This is a genomic window from Thermocatellispora tengchongensis, assembly GCF_014202315.1.
Classification (GTDB): domain Bacteria; phylum Actinomycetota; class Actinomycetes; order Streptosporangiales; family Streptosporangiaceae; genus Thermocatellispora; species Thermocatellispora tengchongensis.
In genome coordinates, this window is record NZ_JACHGN010000025.1 from 136,966 (window position 1) to 154,621 (window position 17,656).

Genomic DNA, 17,656 nt, shown 5'->3' on the forward strand with positions numbered 1-17,656 from the left:
TTCGCTCGCGGCACTGCCGGGTAGCCGCAACCACATGCGCAAAGGCTCCTGGGACATCCGCCCTCTCGGCGGCGCGGCGGGCTGCATGACGATGATCGCGATATCGATCCTGCTGTCGATCCTGCTCACGATCGTGATCAACCTGCTGCTGTGAACGGGTCCCGCCCGCCCCCGTTTTACTTGCCTGGCAGGAAAGTAGTGTGTTAACTTTCCTGGCAGGCAAGTAAAAACTGTGGAGGAATCCGAATGGACCACATCGAAGACGCCCAGGCCAGGCTCACCGAGATCGCCAAGCGCCGCGACCAGGCCCTCGACGGGGCGTCCCGGGGCCGGCACCGGGGCTGGGACGCCGCGGGCGCGCTCGCGATGATCGCCGGCTTCGCGGCCCTGGATCTCCCCGCGCCCTCGGCACTGCAGCTCGGCCTGTTCGCCGTCGCCCTGGTCGCCGCCCTGACCTGCTTCACCCGCGCCGGCCGGCGCGGCAAGGTGGTCATGCACCAGTCCCAGATGACCGGCCGCTTCTGGGCCGTCCTCGGCGGCTTCGCGCTCGCCTCCGGCGTCCTCGCCTTCGCCGGGATCTGGCTGGTCAACCGGATCGACATCCCGCTGCGTTTCACCCTCGTGGGCGTGCTGCTCGCCGTCCTCATCGCGGTCACCGAGCCGCTGTACCGGGCCTTGCTGCGCCGGACGGCGGCATGACCACACCCGCCGGCTTCGACGAGCTGATCCACCCGCCGACCCGGCTGGGCCTGGTGGCGCTCCTCGCGGCCACGGAGTGGGCCGAGTTCTCCTTCCTCAAGGAGAGCCTCGAACTCACCGACTCCGCGCTGTCCAAACAGATCTCGACCCTCGCCGAGGCCGGGTACGCCGAGGTCCGCAAGGAAGGCGCCGGCCGCCGGCGCCGCACCCTGGTCACCCTGACCCCAAAAGGCCGCACGGCCTTCGACGGCCACGTCGAGGCCCTGCGCCGACTGGTCAGCGGCGCACCCCCGGCCGCCAGGACCGGCGCCCGCCCACCGGAGGGGCCGTAGAGAGGCGCCGGGGAGACCGCGGAAAATCATTTGCCCCCGGTCACAGGCGTTTCATAGTCTGCGGGTACGCGGAAAGGAGGTGGTCCAAACAATGGTTGATCATTATTGGGCTAGCGAGGTGGCTGTCCGCTAGGACTCGCCGACTCCGGACCACGTCCGGACGTCTGGCGACGTCCGGCGAATCCACGACACCACCGGAACCCCGGGCTGCCGGAGGGCGGGCTTTCCCCCCGTCCATTGGTCCATCCGGCCCGCCTCACCCTGAGGCGGAGCAGGCCCGGGGTTCTTTTCTGCCCTCATGCGGGCGGTAGGGCGGGCGTGCGGCGGGTACCCGGGTCTGTGGGGGACCGTCGGGGGGTGTGATGCCGGAGCGCGCGGGACCGGCGATAGGTGATCTGCTGACCGCCAGCCATCTGGCGACGTTGGAGGATCTGCCGCGGCTCCTCGGGGTGCACGGGCCTCCGGCGGGGCTGTTCGACCCGGTGATCTACGTGGCCGACCTTCAGGACCAGTATCTCGTGCCGATCCCGGGGCAGCGTGACACGCAGGACGCGGAGCTGAAGCGGATCCAGATCGATGTCACGCCCGCGGGGAATGCGTTTAGGAATGTGGAGATAGTCCGGCTTGCCGGGCCGCGCGGGACACGGCGGCTGTGGGTGCCGATGCTGGACGGCACCGAGCGGGTGGGCGTGATCGGGTTCACCGTGCCCGCCGACGACGACACGCATCTGCGGCGGGCGTCCTGGGTGGCGTCGCTGATGGCCATGCTGGTGGTGAGCAAGCGCGACTCCAGCGACACCTACGCCCGGATGGTGCGTACGCGGCCGATGCAGCTCTCGGCCGAGGTGCTGTGGAACCTGCTGCCCTCGGGGACCTTCGCCAACGACAACGTGGTCGTGGCGGCGGCGCTGGAGCCGGCGTACGAGGTGGGCGGCGACGCGTTCGACTACGGCATCGCCGGCGACTTGCTGCATGTGTCGATCTTCGACGCCATGGGGCACGACATCTCGGCGGGGCTCACCGCGACCATCGCCCTCGGCGCGTGCCGCAACAAGCGGCGGCAGGGGGCGGACCTGCCCGCGACCAGCGAGGCGATCGACGAGGCCATCGCCTACCACTTCACCGACACCCGGTTCACCACCGGCATCCTGGCCGATCTGGACACCCGGAGCGGGGCTCTCACCTGGGTGAACCGGGGGCACTACCCGCCGCTGGTGCTGCGCGGCGGGCACCGCGTGGCCACGCTGGAGTCGCCCTCGCCGGAGCCGCCGATGGGGCTGCGGATGGGGCTGAGCGCGGGGGCGAGCCACTACCAGCTCGAACCCGGCGACCGGCTGCTGTTCCACACCGACGGGGTGATCGAGGCGCAGAGCCCGTCGGGCGAGGTGTTCGGCATCGACCGGTTCATCGACCTCATCGTCCGGCAGGAGGCGGCCGGGCTGTCGGCGCCCGAGAGCCTGCGCCGGCTGATCCAGGCCATCCTGGCCCACCAGCAGGGCCACCTGCAGGACGACGCGACCGTGCTGCTGGTGGAGTGGCGCACGCAGCACCAGGGCCGGCTCGTGCCCGAGACCCAGTGGTGAGAGCGGGTCAGTGAGCCCCTCGGGCGGGGACACCGAGTACGGCGCACGCCTCCCGGTACAGCCGGACGACCTCGCGCCGCACCTGGGCGCGCTCGGTGAGCGTCATGCCCCACGGCACGCGTACGGGCACCTCCCGGCCGCCGACCGTGGCCGCGAAGTCGATGCCCTCGGCGTCCACGCCGGTCGTACGGGCCGCCGTGGCCTCGGCCTGGCCGCCCAGGGCGCGCACGATCAGCAGGGCGTCGTCGGCGTGGTCGTCGTTCATGTGCCGCTTGATCGCGTCGACGGCGTCGGGCGGGAACGGCGTGGTCATGCGGCCGGCTCCTCGTCGCCGGTGAACTCCGCGACCTTCTTCAGCTCGGCCGACATGTGCGACTGCAGCGGCTGCCCCATCGCGGCCATGTCGTAGGCCCACATCAGGTTGCCGTTGACCAGGCCGTACAGGCGGTGGCCCGCGGAGTACTCCTTGGCCGTGGCGGTGCGGGCCACGACGTCGGTGCGCAGCTCGATCTTGTGGAAGACGACCTCGCCGATGTAGACCTCGACGATGCCGGTCGGGTGCGCGAGCAGGACCTCGATCTGGCGGTCGGGCAGCGCCCGCCAGTAGCCCGTCTCGGTGGCCAGCGGCCGTACGCGGTCGCCGGCCTCGTTGAGCAGCCAGGTGCGGCTGGTGTAGGTCAGGAACGGCTTGCCGTTGTGCCCGAAGACGATCTCCTGGCCGAACTGGATGCTGTCCATGGTCGGATAGCCGCCGACCCCGGCGCCTTCCCACCGGCCGAGCAGGAACGCGATCGGCTCAAGCTGGGGATGCAGTTCAGGTACGCCCATGAGGCTTCAGCGTAGTGCGGGCGGCACAGTGCGACGGCGCTCGGCATCGGTGACCGCTGTGAGTGCTGACCGTGTGGTGGGTCATGGTGCCGCGGGCGTGACCCCGGGCATAAGGTACCTTCATGGCACGATCACTGGTGATCAAGGTGACCGCGGGCGCCGACGCCCCCGAGCGCTGCAACCAGGCGTTCACCGTGGCCGCGGCGGCGGTGGCGAGCGGGGTGCCCGTCTCGCTGTGGCTGACCGGCGAGTCGTCGTGGTACGCGCTGCCCGGCCGCGCCAAGGAGTTCACGCTGCCGCACGCGACCCCGCTCAACGAGCTGCTCGACGTGGTGCTGTCGGCGGGCCGGGTCACGGTCTGCACCCAGTGCGCCGCCCGGCGCGACATCACGGTGGACGACCTGATCGAGGGGGTGCGCATCGCGGGCGCCCCGGCCTTCGTCGAGGAGGCGACGGCCGAAGGCGCCCAGGCGCTCGTCTACTGACCCGAGCTAGCGCGGCAGCACCGCGGCCAGCCGCTCCTCGCGAAGCCGGGAGTACCAGGTGTCGTCGATGGGCGCGAGCGGGCCGCCGACCGCCCAGCTGAGCAGCAGGTCGGCCAGGCCCGGGTTGCGGGCCAGCGCCGGGCCGTGCAGGTAGGTGCCGATCACGTGCCCGGCGTAGCAGCCCTCGGTGCCGTCGCCGTTGCCGGTGCCGACCACCGTGCGCGACAGCGGGGTCACGCCGGGGCCGAGCCGGGTCACGCCCATGTGGTTCTCGAACCCGGTCAGCGTGGGCACGCCCAGCGCCGGATCGACCTCGGCGACCAGCTCGCCCACCGCGCGCGCCTGGCCGCGCCCGCTGGAGATGTCCAGCAGCTCGATGCCCGCGACCGGCTGGCCCTCCTCGCCGCCGAACGTGGTGCCCATGATCTGGTAGCCCGCGCAGACGGCGAGCAGCGCCGCGCCGCGCTGGACGGCGCGGTTGAGGCCGCCGTCGCGGCGCAGCCGCTCGGCGCCCAGGATCTGCGGCCGGTCCTCGCCGCCGCCGATGAGGTAGACGTCGCCGCTCTCGGGCACCGGGTCGGCCGAGCGCACGTGCACGACCTCCACCTGAAAACCGCGGCTGCGGGCACGCTGCTCCAGGACCAGCACGTTGCCCTGGTCGCCGTACGTGCTCAGCAGGTCGGGGTAGATCCAGACCAGCCGCAGGGCGCTGTCAGACTGCACGGCCGAACTCCGATCGGATCTGCTGGAAGGCGGTGTAGTTGGCGATCACATCGACCCGGCCGGGCGGCTGGGCGGCCAGCGCCTCGGAGAACGAGGTGGCGAGCGTGAACGGCACCCCGGCGACGTCGAGCCGCAGCGCCAGGTCAAGGCGGCGCTCGCCGGTGACGAACACCGGCCGGCCGTTGAGCACCCGGTAGTCGACGTCCCACAGCCAGGAGGTGTCGCGGCCGTCGGGGCCCTGGGCGTTCACCGACAGGATGATCGGCAGCGCGGGGTCGGCGACGTCGAACGCCTCCAGCCACCCCGCGGGGTTCTTGGCCAGCAGCAGCCGGGCCTGGCGGCCGTCGCGCTCGACCATGGTGTAGCGCCCGGCCACCGACTTGACCTCGCCCAGGCGCGGCAGCGCCCGGTCGGGCGAGAGCCCGAACGAGGCCACCACGGCCAGCGCCATCGCCGCGTTGGCCTTGTTGGCGGTGCCGGGGAGCTGGAGGTCCAGCCGCCAACGCCGGCCGTGCGGGTCGAGCACCGAGTCGCCGTCGAGCACCCACTGCGGCTCGGGCCGGTGGAAGGTGCACTCGCGGCAGGCCCAGTCGACGTCCTTGCGGTCGAGCGGGCCGCCGCACTCGGGGCAGGACCAGGAGTCCTCCTTCCAGCGCTGCCCCACCGCGACCCAGGTGACCTGGGCGGCCGTCGAGGCGCCCCAGGTGACCAGCGGGTCGTCGCAGTTGGCCACGACGTGGGTCGGCCTGCCGTCCAGCGCGCGGCGCCACTTCTGCGCCAGCAGCCAGATCTCGGCCGCGCGGTCCATCTGGTCGCGGCTGAGGTTCATCAGGCACACCACGCTCGCGCCGGTGGTGTCGAGCACCTCGGGGAGGTACTTCTCGTCGACTTCGAGCACGCCGTACGGCGCCCGCTTGGCCTGTGACAGCGCCGAGACGTGGCCGGCCGGCATGTTGGCGCCGAACGCGTTGGTGGCGACCTCGCCCAGCTCGTGCAGCGCGGAGGTGATCAGCCGGGTCGTGGTGGTCTTGCCGTTGGTGGCGCTGACCAGCACGAGCCTTTTGTCCCGCGCGAGCTGGCGCAGCAGGTCGGGCTCCACCACCAGGCCGATCCTGCCGCCGATCACCGATCCGTCGCCTCGCCCGGTCATGCGGGACAGCGTCGCCGCGGTGCGGCCGAGCGCGCTGGCGACCTGCGCCCTGAGCGGAAGCTGACTCATGACGCCCGATCCTATCCGCTCAGCCGCCCCGGCCACCGCTTCCCGCGCAAGATCACCCCTGCGAACGCCGAGCGTGAGCCGCATGTCACCCGCGCGCCACGGGCGATCAGCCGGCCTGCTGCCGCTCGGCCTCGGCGAAGGAGATCTCGGTGTCCTCGTCGGACTCGGCGTCGAACGGGAACACGAACCGCCCCGGCCAGGACAGCACGGCCTCCAGCCATCCGGCCGCCATCGTGTACGCGACGTGCCGCAGCCGGTCGCGCGGATCGACCCCCACCGCGACCAGCATGATGTCACGGTCTACCATCTCGTGCTCGTCGTCGCCGAGCAGCGCCCGCCAGGCCAGCGCCCGGTTGCGGTCCACCTCCATCGACAGCGGGTGGTGCCGCAGCGCCTTGGCGCGGTGCCCGAGCAGTTCCACCCGCCCGTCGTCGTCGCCGCGATGACCGTTGCCGCCGTTGCCGCCGTTGCCGCCATTGACGCCATTGCCGCCATTGCCGCCGCCCGCGCCGTTGGACTCGCTCTCGGCCGGACGCGGGGGGCGTACGGCGCCGGGGTCGGGGTCGAGCAGGCGGTACTCCATCGGCGGCGCGGGCGAGCGCAGGTCGGGGGCCGGGTGCCCGTACGGGAACAGCCGGTCCACCTCGTGCAGCCAGCGGATCTGCGGGATCACCCACGACGGGCCCTGCCGCTCCCCCTGCTCGCGCACGCCCTCACCCGGGGTGAGCAGCCGCAGCGCGGTGGCCGCGGCCTTCTCGGTGAGCAGGTCGGGGTCGAACAGCGTGCGCAGCGACCAGGCGCGGCGGGCCACCGCGCGCTCGACCAGGGTCGCGAGCAGGCACTCACGGCGGCGTACGGGCAGCTCGGCCCAGGCGTCGGCGAGCACCCGCGGCACGCCCGGCAGCGGCCGGTTGGTGCAGAAGGCCAGCACCAGCGTGTCGGTCCAGATGCGCAGCCAGGCCCACTCGGGCGCGTCGGCCAGCAGGTCGGCCTCGCGCAGCTCCACCAGCGTGCACGCCTTGCCGGTACGGCACTCGGGCCCGCACGCCGCCGAGCGCCGCCCGCAGATCGGGGGCACCGGGCCCAGCATGGGCCGCTCGCGGTCCTCGCCCAGCGGCACGCTCACCCGCAGCGGCCGGTCCATGCCGTCGGCGAACACCGCCGCCGTACCAGGCTGGAGCGAGACGACCTGCCGCGACTGCTCCTCGCTCAGGTTCATCGCCGCGCCGACGAGCCGCCGGTCGTCCTCGGCGGGCAGCCGGTGCACCACCTTCAGCGCGGTGTTCTTCACCACGTCGGAGACCAGCTTGGTGGGGATCTGCTCGGCCACGACGATACCCTCGCCGTACGCCCGGATCTCCGCCAGCATGCCGGCCAGCAGCTCGACGGCGTGGGTGCTGGCCCGGCCCTCGCCCCGGTCGCGCAGCAGCCGGTGCGCCTCCTCGATCACGATGACGTGCTGCAACCCCGCCGAGCGCTCCTGGCGGGCCCGCATCCGCAGGTGCTCCACGATCCGGATGATCAGCGTGCCCATGAGGAACGCCTTGTCCTCGTCGTTGGCGACGTCCTCGATGGCCAGCACGACGTTGCGGCGCAGCAGGTCGCCGATGTCGGCCGGGTGGCCGCCCTCGAAGAAGCGCCCCGCCGACCCGACCCGCAGGCTGCGCAGCCGCAGCCGGATGAACCCCTCGACGTCGGCCTGCACCTCGCGGCCGTACCCGATCTCGTGGATGACGGCCATGGCGTGCGCCTGGAGCTGCTCCAGGGTGGGCACCGCGGGGCGTACGGCGGCGCCCGGGATGCCGCCGCCGGTGACGACGTCCCACCCGTTGGCCTCGTAGACCCGCTGCAACGCCAGCGACATGATCTGCGGGAACGGCTCCTCCGCGTCGAAGGCGGCCATGAACAGCGCCCGCACCATGTCGATGTGCGCCTGCACCGGGTAGCCGGGCTCGGGCGCGAGCGGGTTGACGCTGAACGGCACGTTGTCGGGCGCGGACGGGTTGATCACGGTGAGCGGGGCCAGGTGCTCGATGCGCCCGGCCATGGCGGCGTACTCGGACTTGGCCGGCTCGATGGCCAGCCACGGGATGCCGGACGCGGTGAGCTGCTCCAGCATGTGCCGCACGGTCTGCGACTTGCCCGAGCCGGTCGCGCCGGTGACGAACGCGTGCCGGTTCAAGGTGGCGAGCGGCACCCGGAACGAGCCGACGGTGCGGTCCTGGGCGTCCACGATCGCGCCCAGGTCGATCGAGTCGCCCTCGGGCGTACGCCCGTCGGCCTCGCTGGTCACGTCGAAGAAGCCCGCGTCGAGCACCCGCACGCCCGGCACCTCGCGGCGCGGCAGCCCCGCCAGCGCCGCCAGCGCCCCCGCCGTGGCCGCGAACGGCGCCGCCGCCCCGTCGGTAGGGTCCTGCACGCTGACCCCCAGCGCGTCGGCGAACGCGTACCCCGCCTCGCCCCCGCTGCGCGCCGGCAGCGCGCTGCGCAGCCGGTACGGGTGGTGGCTCATCTCCACCGACCCCACGAGCACCGGGGCGATCTGGCGCAGCTCCTCCGGCCCGGCGGCCCCGGCGAGCACGCGTACGTTCCACAGCCCGGCCTCGCGGAACGCGTCCAGCTCCTGCATCCGCCGCTCGGCCCGCTCGGCGTCGAAGCGGCTGCGCTCGGAGGCGTCGCCGTACTGGCGCAGCACGTTGAGCTGGGTGCGCAGGTGCGCGACCTCGGCGTCGAGCAGGTCGGTCGGCTCGGCGACCACCAGCCAGGCGAACGGCCGGGACATCAGCGTGACCAGGGTGGACTCGAACAGCGTGGGCCGCTTGATCTCGTCGGGGTCGGGCTCGCGCCGCCCGCCGAGCGGGGGCGCCTGCCGTCCCGGGCACGGCGTCCACACCAGGTCGGCGAGGTCGTGCAGCCACTCGTCGCCGATCGGCACGCCCCGCGCGCCGCCGGGGAACAGCAGCGGCTGCGGCCCGGCGGGCTGCGCGCCGGCGGCTCCGGCGTCGGCCGCCCGGCGCGGCGGGCGCGGCGGGGTCAGCGGGCCCGCGTTCGTGATCAGCTCCAGCGGTGTCCCGGAGCCGCGCGACAGCCACCCGATGACGAACGCGCGGTCGCGCTGCGCGGCGGACAGCACCGCGGGCAGGATCGTGACGAAGTCCCACTCCGCCGACGACGTGCGCGACGGGGCCGTGATCGCCTGCACCCGGTACCAGGGCCCGCTCAGGGGGCCGCCGCCGAGCGCGCTGACCGCGCGAGACGTTACCGGGGACGACACGCTTGACTGCATTGGACTCTCGCGTTCTGTCAGGAGCCGGTCACCTCAGTTGCCTACAGTTCTGCGCCGGATCGGCGACGCACATCCTCATTGACCTTTTCATTGCCCGTTCATTGCCCGCGCCGCGGGGGGCGTTGGCGTTTCACCGGCGCTTGCGCCAGTCGAGCCGGGCGGGCGGCGGCCCCAGGTTGGGCGGCACCGAATCCAGCGCCACCTCCGCCGGGGTCTCGGTCTCGGGCGGCGCCGGGGGCGGCAGGGCGGCGTCCTTGACGTCCTCCAGCTCGCCCAGCGTCGTACGGGGAAAGGTGAGGATCGCCGGATTCGCGTCGGCGAGCCGCACCCGCCGCCCACCCGCGGTGGCGTCGGTCACGATCACCGATGTGGTGGGGAGCTGCTGCAACTGGTGCGGCTCGACCAGGAACTCCCGCGAGCGCTGGAGCACCCGCTCGGTCTCGCTCATCGCCTTGGTGGCGGCCCGCCCCCACTCGGTGGACTCGGTGATGTCCTGGGTCAGGTCGGGGGCGGGCTCCTCGCCGCGTTCGCCGGTGTCCTCGGCCTGGGAGACGGTGGAGGTGTAGCCCCCGTTGATCCCGTCCACCGCCGCGCTGATGGTCTCGGTGAGCTGCGCCAGCTCCAGCCGGTGCTCGGTGCCGACGTGCTCGCTGGCCACCCGGGCGTCCTCGGCGTTGCCGAGCCGCATGAACGCCACCGCCGCGTGCCCCCGCCCCAGCCGCTCGCGCACGGACGGGGTGAGGCTCCGGTAGGTCAGCACCAGCCCGGTACGGGAGGTCTCGCACGCGTCCATCAGCCGGTCGAGCACGTCGCCGCGCAGCTTGTCGGCCCCCGCCACGATGATCGTGTGGTACCAGGGCCGCTCGGAGGCCGGCGACTGCCGCAGGATGTGCGTGAGCGCGGTGGCGACGTAGGTGCCGAGCACCCGGTTGCCGAACACCCCCGCCTGGCGGTCCATGCTGACCACGCGCAGCCGTGCGGGCGGCAGCCGCATGGCCTCGCTGCCCAGCGTCTCCAGCTTGCGAAGCTGCGACTCCAGCGCCCAGGCCCGCTCGATCACCACCCGGTCGCTGACGCCCCGCCCGAACAGGGTCCCGATGCGTTCGAGCTGCGTGGCCGTGATCAGGCCGTACCTGAGGTCGTCGCGCGGGTCGCCCACCTGCGCCAGCGCCCGTAACGCCGCCGTCACCTGGTTGATGGTGGCGTTCTCGCCCAGCACCTCCAGCACGCGTTCCAGGATGGCGTTGTCGAAGGACAGGTCGCGGGTGGTCCGGGTCTCCTCGCTCACGCTGACGACGTGCGCCAGCACGTCGGCGAACGCCTCGGCGCTGAGCGTGGCCCCCAGGTCGAGCCGCGGCAGATCGACGGGTAACACCCACACCAGCGGGTCGTCGCCGCCGCGCCTGGCCAGCTCGATCAGGTCCTTGGCGATGGCGCCCTCGGACAGGTCGAGCACGGTGAGGTGCCCGCCGCTGTAGAGCCGGGTGGCCCCGATGAGCGTGACCAGCGCCGACCACCCCGCCAGCGTGCCCCCGGCCACGTCGATCCGGTCGATCTCGTCCGGCACGGCGACGGCGTACCAGGTGACCTGCCGCTCGAACCGCTCCTTCTTCTCCTGCCACTCCCGGTAGCGCTCGGCGTGCTCCTCCTGCGCCCGGAACAGCTCCCGCTCCCGCTCCTCGCGCGCCCGGTCGATGCGCGCCTGCTGCTCCTGCACCCGGTACCGTACGGCCCGGTCGCCCTGGTGGATGGCGTAGGTGCAGATGAGCGCCACGCCGCCCGCGGCGACCAGCCCCATGGCCGCGAACGACCAGCTCAGCAACTCGCTGATGCCCAGGCCCGCGATCAGCACCGCCACCGCGGCCATGAACGTGCGGAAGATCTTCACCGGCCGGTTGAGCAGATCCTCCTGCATCCGCTCCCTGCGCACCCACTCCGGATCGACGCCCTCGACCGGCGTCTCGCCCGGCGACGGCCGCTTCGGCGGCGGCCCCGGATCCGGATGAAGCAGGACATATTGCCAGCCCAGGTAAATACGGTCCGCCTGGAGCTGCGCATGCTCGGGACGCACGTCCGCCACGGAACCTCCGGCCATCATCGCCGCTTCCGTGACAGCGTAATAACCCCCCACCCCCGATGACACCCGCTCCGCGCAATCCGGACGACCGCAGCCGCACCTCCCGCCCCACCGCCCCCGGTGCACGCCTCCCCTCCCATCAGCACGGGATCATCCACGCGCTGATCACCCTCTCCGGCGAGGCGGACATAACCCGAAACGCCTACACGATCTCCTACTACCATCGCTAGCTATGACGTCTCCCTCAGGCGGCGGCAGCCGAAGAAAGCGTCCGGTGCTCATACCGGTGATCGCCGTTCTCCTGGCGTCGGGGCTGGGGATCACCGCGCTGCTGGGGGGACTCGACCAGGTGCCCGACCCGCCCCCGGAGCAGCTCGGCGAGGGGGCGATCCTGGACCAGGGGCAGTTCCGCACCCAGTTCGTCGCGGCGCGCTACGTCTTCACCCCGGCGGCGAACGAGTTCGCGGAGGACCAGCGCCACCTGGAACTGGAGTTCAAGGTCACCAACCTGGGCGACCGGACGACCTACGTCGGGTCGCCGCAGCAGCCGGGGAAGGAGACGACGTCCAGCGTGCTGTTCGCCGGCTCGATCCTGCGCACCACGCCTCCCATCAGGACCGAGGCGGGCGGGGTCGGCGCCGTGCTGACCGGTGACGAGCTGCGCAGCACCCAGCTCCATCCCGGGGTCGCCACGCCCGTGGTCGTCCGGTACGAGCTGGACGAGGCCACCGAGGTGCCCGATCGGATCGTGCTCGACATGGGCACCTTCGAGTTGATGGGCAGGTTCCCCTCCAAGGTCGAGGACTGGTCCCTGGCGACCAAGCGGGTCAACGGGAAGGACGTCGCCGAGGTGGCGGCGCGGGTCACCTTGCCGGTGCAGCAGGGAGAGCGGTCATGACGGTCACCGCGCCCGCTTCCCGGGAGACCCCGCCACGGCGAGGCCGCCGCGCGCGCCCCGGACGGTCGGGCAAGATCCTGTCCGCCGTGGCCGGCATCGTGCTCGCGTCCGCCGCGGTGGTCGTGCAGCAGTACGTGCCCGACGCGAAGGCGATGGGTTCGCCGCTGACGTACACCGGCGAGATGAACCAGGAGGTCTCCGCGGACCGCTTCTCGGTACGGGTGCGGTCGGTGAGCGCCGCGCGGGCCATCGAGAACGTCATCCTGGAGGACGACCCCAAGCGCACGGAGGCCAGGGGGATCTTCCTCATCGTCCAGGTCAGCGCCACCGTGCCGAAGCAGCCCACCCACCTGGTCGCCCGGCTGCTGACCGCCGAGGACACCGTGTACGAGCCGACCGACCGGGTGGCCGCGCAGCTCACGTTCCGGGAGACCTGGATCCAGCCCGGCTGGTGGAACTCCGGGGTGTACGTCTTCGAGGTGCCGCCCGAGGTGATCGCGGGGGCCAGGATCGTCATCACCGTGCCGACCGGCGCCCTGGTCGGGGAGGCGTTCCCGCCGGAGGCCGAGGTCGATCTGGGCCTCGACGAGGCCGCCGCCGCGGATCTCGTCGCCAAGGCCGAGCCCGTACGCCAACTCGGGAAGAAGGGCTCGTCATGAGCGGACCCCGCCAGGCACCGCCGCCGGGACACGGTGACGACCACGACTTCTTCTCCCCGGCGCATCCGGAACCGCAGCCGCCGGCGCCCTACCCTCCGCAGCAGCCCTCCGGCGCGCCCCGGGCTCCGCAACAGCCACCCCCGCCCCGGGCTCCGCAGCCGCCCCCGCCGCCGGCTCCGGCTCCGCAGCCACCGCCGGCCCGCGCCCCTCGGCGGCCCGCTCCTCAGCAGCCCGCGCCTCGGCCACCCGCTCCTCAGCAGCCCGCACCTCAACGGCCGGCGCCTCGGCGGCCCGCGCCTCAACAGCCCGCGCCTCAGCAGCGGTCGCCGCAGGGGTGGCCGATGCCGGAGCGGCCTCAGCAACCGCCGCATCCGCCGGCGCCGTATCCGCAGCGGCCGGACCCTCCGGTGCCGCCGGGGCCGCCGCCGGGACCGCCAGGGCCGCCACCAGGGCCGCCGCCGGGCGCGCAGCAGCGGACGCGTCCGTCCGCGCCGCAGGAGCAGGCCCCGGTCGAGAGCACGGGCGTGTGGCGGAGGCCGCAGCCCGCGTACCCCGAGGGCATCCCGACCGGGCGCCAGCGGGGCGTACGGCCGGACGAGCTGGTGTGGCCGCTCCCTCCGCCGCGTACCGACGACGACGAGGGGAGCTCGACCCAGCCGTTCCCGGCCATCCCGGCGGCGGGACCGCTGCCGCGCCCGGCCGCGCCCGCCGAGCCTCAGCAGAGCGCGGCCGAGGACACCGCACAGGAGGAGCCGCCGCGCAGGCGCAGAACCGTGCTGCTCGTGATCGGCGCGGTCGTGGCCCTCGCGCTCGCGCTGGCCGTGCCGGCCTTCGACCGCTACCTGGTCTACAAGGAGGGCGGGAATCGCGACGACATCGTGCACGTCGTGGAGCCGGGGCAGTCGGTGGCCGTCAAGCACGTCAGGTGGCAGGCGAAGGTGGAGCGGGCCAAGCCGGGCGAGGCGCCCGAGCCGTTGAGCCCGGACCGGGTCTACCTCAAGATCACCGCGACCAGGGTGGCGCTCGACCACGAGGGCCTGCTGCGCAGCGGCGACCCGACCTTCGAGATGCAGGACGCGCAGGGACGGACCTGGAAGGCGATGATCGTGGACCACAACTTGCCGCTCTACACCGAGGAGAACAAGATCGGCACGCCCTACCAGTACACAGTGCTCAGCCTGGTGCCCGCGGACGTCGCCGACGAGGTCGAGCTCTGGCTGCGGCCGAGCATCTTCCGCCGCGACCAGCCCGTGGAGGACCTCGGCAAGACGACCGGGGAGTTCCCCGACCACGTGCTGCGATTCAAGCGCTGACCGCCGGGCGGTCCTCCGTCCCCTCGTTCGGGGCGGGCGGGTTCAGCAGCCGGGCCCGGGTGGCGGCGATGTCGAAGGTGGCGCCGAGCAGGCACATGGTGAGCAGGGTGCTGACGAGCTGGATCGCCAGCGACACGGGGTGGTCGAAGACCAGCCAGATGTACGGCCGATCCGAGCCGATGAGATGCCGGAGCGCGCGGTCGGCGTAGGCCATCCCGATCTGGATGCCCGCATAGGACAGGCAGAACATGCCGAACAACGGCGCTCCGCCCCGGACGGTCAGGCGTAGCGCGTGCAGGATCGGGATCCAGCGCTCCTGCACGCTCATGGTGAGCCTGGCGACGGCGGTTCGGGTCAGGCTGTGCGCCTGGTCGTACCGGGCTTCCGCCCGGTCGAGCCGCATGCCCCTGATGGCCGCGCGGGTGTCGTTCACATCGGCGCCGTAGACGAGGATGGCCACCGCCAGCCACATCAGCGGCAGCGCCAGCGCGTCGATCACGTACGGCCGGATCTCGCCGAGGCCGCCCCAGAACGCCGACCAGCCGGGGATCTTCTCCTCGGCCTGGGTCATCATCTCGCCGCTCGCGGCGACCACCGACCGGTGCCCGAGCCAGTCGGAGCGCTCCTCGATCAGCTCGAAGGTGGCGGTCAGTCCGAAGAACGCGAACGACAGCTCGGCGAAGGCGGCGAAGGCGCCGGAGAACCGGCCGTTGCCGCTCTCGTACCGCCGCTCGAAGATGATCCGGACCACCCAGGCCACGAACATGATGATCAGGGAGATGGTGAAGTTCAGGTCCGACAGGCCGCGGCCGATGTCGTACTCGATGCCGTCGAAGGCGTACGTGACCGCCGCGTCGATGTTGTGCAGTTGGTCCAGGGCCACGAAGTCCCGCGCGTCCTGGACGTGCAGCCCCCAGGTCAGGTAGATGACGGCGAAGGCCGGGGCGACGCGGTCCAGGGCGACCAGGAAGCGTTCATCGCCCTCGTTCTCGGCGCGGCGGGCGCGCATCTCGGCGAGGGCGCCGCGGATGCTGTACAGCATGCCGGTGGTGACGACCAGGTTCGCGGCCACCACCAGGGTGAACACGAGCATGGTGGCCACCAGGCGGGCCTGGCGGTAGTCGCCGTGGGAGATCTCGGTGCCGAGGTAGAGCAGGGCGAAGCGGACGACCTGCCCGGCGGCGAACCAGGCGACCAGGGCGACACCGCACCTGGCCAGCAGGCGCAGGGTGTACAGCGGCAGGGCGTACGGCGACGGGACACGCTGTGCCGGGGCGGGAGGCCGGGGCGGGGCGGCCAGGCCAGACGATCCAGACATCCAGGGCATCGTATCGATATGAGCACAAGATCACGGGTTGTGGCCTATATCGCGATATATGCAAGGATTGGGCCATGCATCGCGTCGCCGTGCTGGCCATGCCCGGGGTCTATCCGTTCGAGCTGGGCGTCCCGACCCGGATCTTCCACGCCGCCACCGACGCCGCCAGCGGCAAACGGCTGTATGAGGTGACCGTGTGCACGGCCGACGGGCGGCCGGTGCCGACCAACGCCGGATACTCCATCGCGGTGGAGCACGACGCGTCCGCGATCGACGACGCCGACACCGTGGTCGTGACGCCGGCGCAGGGGGCGTACCAGTTCCCGGGGCCGGGCGAGCTGCAGCCCGAGATCGCCGGGGCGCTGGCGCGGGTGAAGCCGGGGGCGCGGCTGGTGTCGATCTGCACCGCCTCGTACGTCCTGGCCGCCGCGGGCCTGCTGGACGGCCGGCCCGCGACCACGCACTGGTGGCACACCGCCCACTTCCAGCGCACCTTCCCCGATGTCAAGGTCGATCCGGACGTGCTGTTCGTGGACGACGGCGACGTGCTCACCTCGGCCGGGGTCGCCGCGGGGGTGGACCTGTGCCTGCACCTCGTACGCCGCGACTTCGGCAGCGAGGTGGCCAACCGGGTCGCGCGGTCGTGCGTGGTGCCGCCGTGGCGGGACGGCGGGCAGGCGCAGTACATCGAGCGGCCCGTGCCCGGCCCGTCCATGGCCTCCACCGCGCCCACCCGGGCCTGGGCCCTGGAGCGGCTGGGCGAGCCGCTGCAGCTCGCCGACCTGGCCGCGCACGCGCAGATGAGCCGGCGTACGTTCACCCGGCGCTTCCGGGAGGAGGTCGGCATGAGCCCCGGCCAGTGGCTGGTCCGCCAACGGGTCGAGCTGGCCAGGCACCTGCTGGAGGAGACCGACCTCCCGGTGGACCGGATCGCCGCCGAGGCCGGGTTCGGCACCGGCGCCTCGTTGCGGCAGCACCTGTCGGCGGTGGTCGGGGTGTCGCCGCTGGCGTACCGGCGGACCTTCAGGAAGGTATGAGAAAAGGCCGGCACCCGAAGCACCGGCCTTTTCTTTCAGTAAGCGATCAGACGGCTACCTGGAGCTGGGCGACCTCGCCGAGCTTGGCCTCGACGGGGACGTCCTTGGTGACCCCGCCGCCCGCGATGATGCGGACGGTCCAGGAGCCGGGCGCGGCGAAGAAGCGGAAGATGCCCTCGTCGGACACCACGACCTCGCCGGTGAACTCACCCGAGCCGTCCAGCAGCCGCGCGTAGGCGGTGCCGGTCGGGCCGGTGACGACGCCCTGGATCACGGCCTGCGTGGACAGGTCGATCCCGGCGGGCAGCTCGACGGTCTGCTCGGGCGCGGCGCACCCATTGGAAACGGTGGTCATCAGCGGGCCTCCCCCAACTCGATCGGCACGCCCACGAGCGAGCCGTACTCGGTCCAGGAACCGTCGTAGTTCTTCACGTTGGGCTGCCCGAGGATCTCGTGCAGCACGAACCAGGTGTGCGCGGAGCGCTCACCGATGCGGCAGTAGGCGATGGTGTCCTTGCCGAAGTCGACGCCGGCCTCGCTGTAGAGCTTCTTCAGGTCGTCGTCGGACTTGAAGGTGCCGTCGTCGTTCGCGGCCTTGGACCACGGGATGTTGCGCGCGGTGGGCACGTGGCCGCCGCGCTGCGCCTGCTCCTGCGGCAGGTGGGCCGGGGCGAGCAGCTTGCCGGTGAACTCGTCGGGCGAGCGCACGTCGACCAGGTTGAGCTTGCCGATCGCGGCCACGACGTCGTCGCGGAAGGCGCGGATCGAGTGGTCCTGCTCCTGCGCGACGTAGGTGGTCGCGGGGCGCTGCGGGACCTCGGTGACCAGCTCGCGGGAGTCGAGCTCCCACTTCTTGCGGCCGCCGTCGAGCAGCTTCACGTTCTGGTGGCCGTACAGCTTGAAGTACCAGTAGGCGTAGGCCGCGAACCAGTTGTTGTTGCCACCGTAGAGCACGACCGTGTCGTCGTTGGCGATGCCGCGCTCCGAAAGCAGGGCCTCGAAACCGGCCTTGTCCACGAAGTCGCGGCGAACCGGGTCCTGCAGGTCCTTCTTCCAGTCGATCTTCACGGCGCCACGGATGTGGCCCTTGTCGTAGGCGCTGGTGTCCTCGTCGACCTCGACGAGCACCACGCCCGGGGTGTCCAGGTTGGCCTCGACCCAGTCTGCGTCCACCAGTGCGGCGGAACGGCTCATGGAAT

The 17,656-nt window shown here is 72.3% G+C and carries 17 protein-coding genes; 8 read left to right on the plus strand and 9 right to left on the minus strand.

The genetic code is table 11. The features are described from left to right. Positions 1-246 precede the first annotated feature (246 nt). The 3 genes from HNP84_RS42050 (at position 247) to HNP84_RS42060 (ending at position 2,614) form a co-directional block, all read left to right on the plus strand. Positions 247-699: a hypothetical protein gene (locus HNP84_RS42050; RefSeq protein ID WP_185055670.1), complete on the plus strand. Its 453-nt coding sequence runs from the start codon at positions 247-249 to the stop codon at positions 697-699. Further along, a complete protein-coding gene (locus HNP84_RS42055; protein ID WP_185055671.1) occupies positions 696-1,031 on the plus strand; it encodes a winged helix-turn-helix domain-containing protein in 336 nt (111 codons plus the stop codon). The genes HNP84_RS42050 and HNP84_RS42055 overlap by 4 nt, the downstream gene beginning before the upstream one ends. 362 nt (positions 1,032-1,393) lie before the next feature. Then, positions 1,394-2,614 (plus strand): PP2C family protein-serine/threonine phosphatase, encoded by a 1,221-nt coding sequence (locus tag HNP84_RS42060; RefSeq protein WP_185055672.1) that lies wholly within the window; start codon positions 1,394-1,396, stop codon positions 2,612-2,614. Positions 2,615-2,621: 7 nt separating this feature from the next. Here the strand turns inward: HNP84_RS42060 and HNP84_RS42065 are convergent, their stop codons facing one another. Continuing rightward, positions 2,622-2,927 carry a DUF2470 domain-containing protein gene (locus tag HNP84_RS42065; protein WP_185055673.1) on the minus strand — a complete coding sequence of 102 codons (306 nt, stop codon included), beginning with the start codon at positions 2,925-2,927 and terminating at the stop codon, positions 2,622-2,624. Next, complete coding sequence (locus HNP84_RS42070) at positions 2,924-3,442, minus strand: heme-binding beta-barrel domain-containing protein (protein WP_185055674.1); 519 nt, start codon at positions 3,440-3,442, stop codon at positions 2,924-2,926. Before HNP84_RS42070 ends, HNP84_RS42065 begins: the two co-directional genes overlap by 4 nt. Before the next feature lie 122 nt (positions 3,443-3,564). Here HNP84_RS42070 and HNP84_RS42075 point away from each other — a divergent pair, with 122 nt between their 5' ends. After that, complete coding sequence (locus tag HNP84_RS42075; RefSeq protein ID WP_185055675.1) at positions 3,565-3,927, plus strand: DsrE family protein; 363 nt, start codon at positions 3,565-3,567, stop codon at positions 3,925-3,927. A gap of 6 nt (positions 3,928-3,933) precedes the next feature. On the opposite strand, the gene HNP84_RS42080 is transcribed toward HNP84_RS42075, so the two are convergent. The 4 genes from HNP84_RS42080 to HNP84_RS42095 all read right to left on the minus strand — a co-directional run bounded on the left by HNP84_RS42080 (position 3,934) and on the right by HNP84_RS42095 (position 11,226). Next, positions 3,934-4,650 carry a type 1 glutamine amidotransferase gene (locus HNP84_RS42080; RefSeq protein WP_185055676.1) on the minus strand — a complete coding sequence of 239 codons (717 nt, stop codon included), beginning with the start codon at positions 4,648-4,650 and terminating at the stop codon, positions 3,934-3,936. Continuing rightward, complete coding sequence (locus tag HNP84_RS42085) at positions 4,640-5,869, minus strand: Mur ligase family protein (RefSeq protein WP_185055677.1); 1,230 nt, start codon at positions 5,867-5,869, stop codon at positions 4,640-4,642. Before HNP84_RS42085 ends, HNP84_RS42080 begins: the two co-directional genes overlap by 11 nt. A gap of 106 nt (positions 5,870-5,975) precedes the next feature. Then, positions 5,976-9,143: an ATP-binding protein gene (locus tag HNP84_RS42090; protein ID WP_312926911.1), complete on the minus strand. Its 3,168-nt coding sequence runs from the start codon at positions 9,141-9,143 to the stop codon at positions 5,976-5,978. A gap of 142 nt (positions 9,144-9,285) precedes the next feature. Next, positions 9,286-11,226, minus strand: coding sequence for a hypothetical protein (locus HNP84_RS42095; protein ID WP_312926913.1), 1,941 nt, complete (start codon positions 11,224-11,226; stop codon positions 9,286-9,288). Between the two features lie 238 nt (positions 11,227-11,464). On the opposite strand from HNP84_RS42095, the gene HNP84_RS42100 reads away from it, so the two are divergent. From HNP84_RS42100 to HNP84_RS42110, 3 genes are all read left to right on the plus strand, one after another. Then, positions 11,465-12,130, plus strand: coding sequence for a hypothetical protein (locus HNP84_RS42100; RefSeq protein ID WP_185055680.1), 666 nt, complete (start codon positions 11,465-11,467; stop codon positions 12,128-12,130). Beyond that, entirely contained in the window at positions 12,127-12,789 is a 663-nt protein-coding gene (locus HNP84_RS42105; protein ID WP_185055681.1) for a hypothetical protein, read from the plus strand. The genes HNP84_RS42100 and HNP84_RS42105 overlap by 4 nt, the downstream gene beginning before the upstream one ends. A 524-nt stretch (positions 12,790-13,313) precedes the next feature. Next, the gene (locus tag HNP84_RS42110; RefSeq protein ID WP_185055682.1) at positions 13,314-14,102 is read left to right on the plus strand and encodes a hypothetical protein; all 789 of its coding nucleotides are present in this window, start codon (positions 13,314-13,316) and stop codon (positions 14,100-14,102) included. Here the strand turns inward: HNP84_RS42110 and HNP84_RS42115 are convergent. Further along, positions 14,092-15,420, minus strand: a complete 1,329-nt coding sequence (locus tag HNP84_RS42115) for a hypothetical protein (protein WP_185055683.1) — start codon at positions 15,418-15,420, stop codon at positions 14,092-14,094. The two genes, HNP84_RS42110 and HNP84_RS42115, sit on opposite strands and share 11 nt — an antisense overlap. A gap of 74 nt (positions 15,421-15,494) precedes the next feature. On the opposite strand from HNP84_RS42115, the gene HNP84_RS42120 reads away from it, so the two are divergent. Further along, a complete protein-coding gene (locus HNP84_RS42120) occupies positions 15,495-16,457 on the plus strand; it encodes a GlxA family transcriptional regulator (protein ID WP_185055684.1) in 963 nt (320 codons plus the stop codon). Between the two features lie 46 nt (positions 16,458-16,503). On the opposite strand, the gene HNP84_RS42125 is transcribed toward HNP84_RS42120, so the two are convergent. Both HNP84_RS42125 and HNP84_RS42130 read right to left on the minus strand, forming a co-directional pair. Continuing rightward, positions 16,504-16,812: a DUF1416 domain-containing protein gene (locus tag HNP84_RS42125; RefSeq protein ID WP_185055685.1), complete on the minus strand. Its 309-nt coding sequence runs from the start codon at positions 16,810-16,812 to the stop codon at positions 16,504-16,506. Beyond that, a complete protein-coding gene (locus HNP84_RS42130) occupies positions 16,812-17,651 on the minus strand; it encodes a sulfurtransferase (protein WP_185055686.1) in 840 nt (279 codons plus the stop codon). The genes HNP84_RS42125 and HNP84_RS42130 overlap by 1 nt, the downstream gene beginning before the upstream one ends. Positions 17,652-17,656 lie beyond the last annotated feature (5 nt).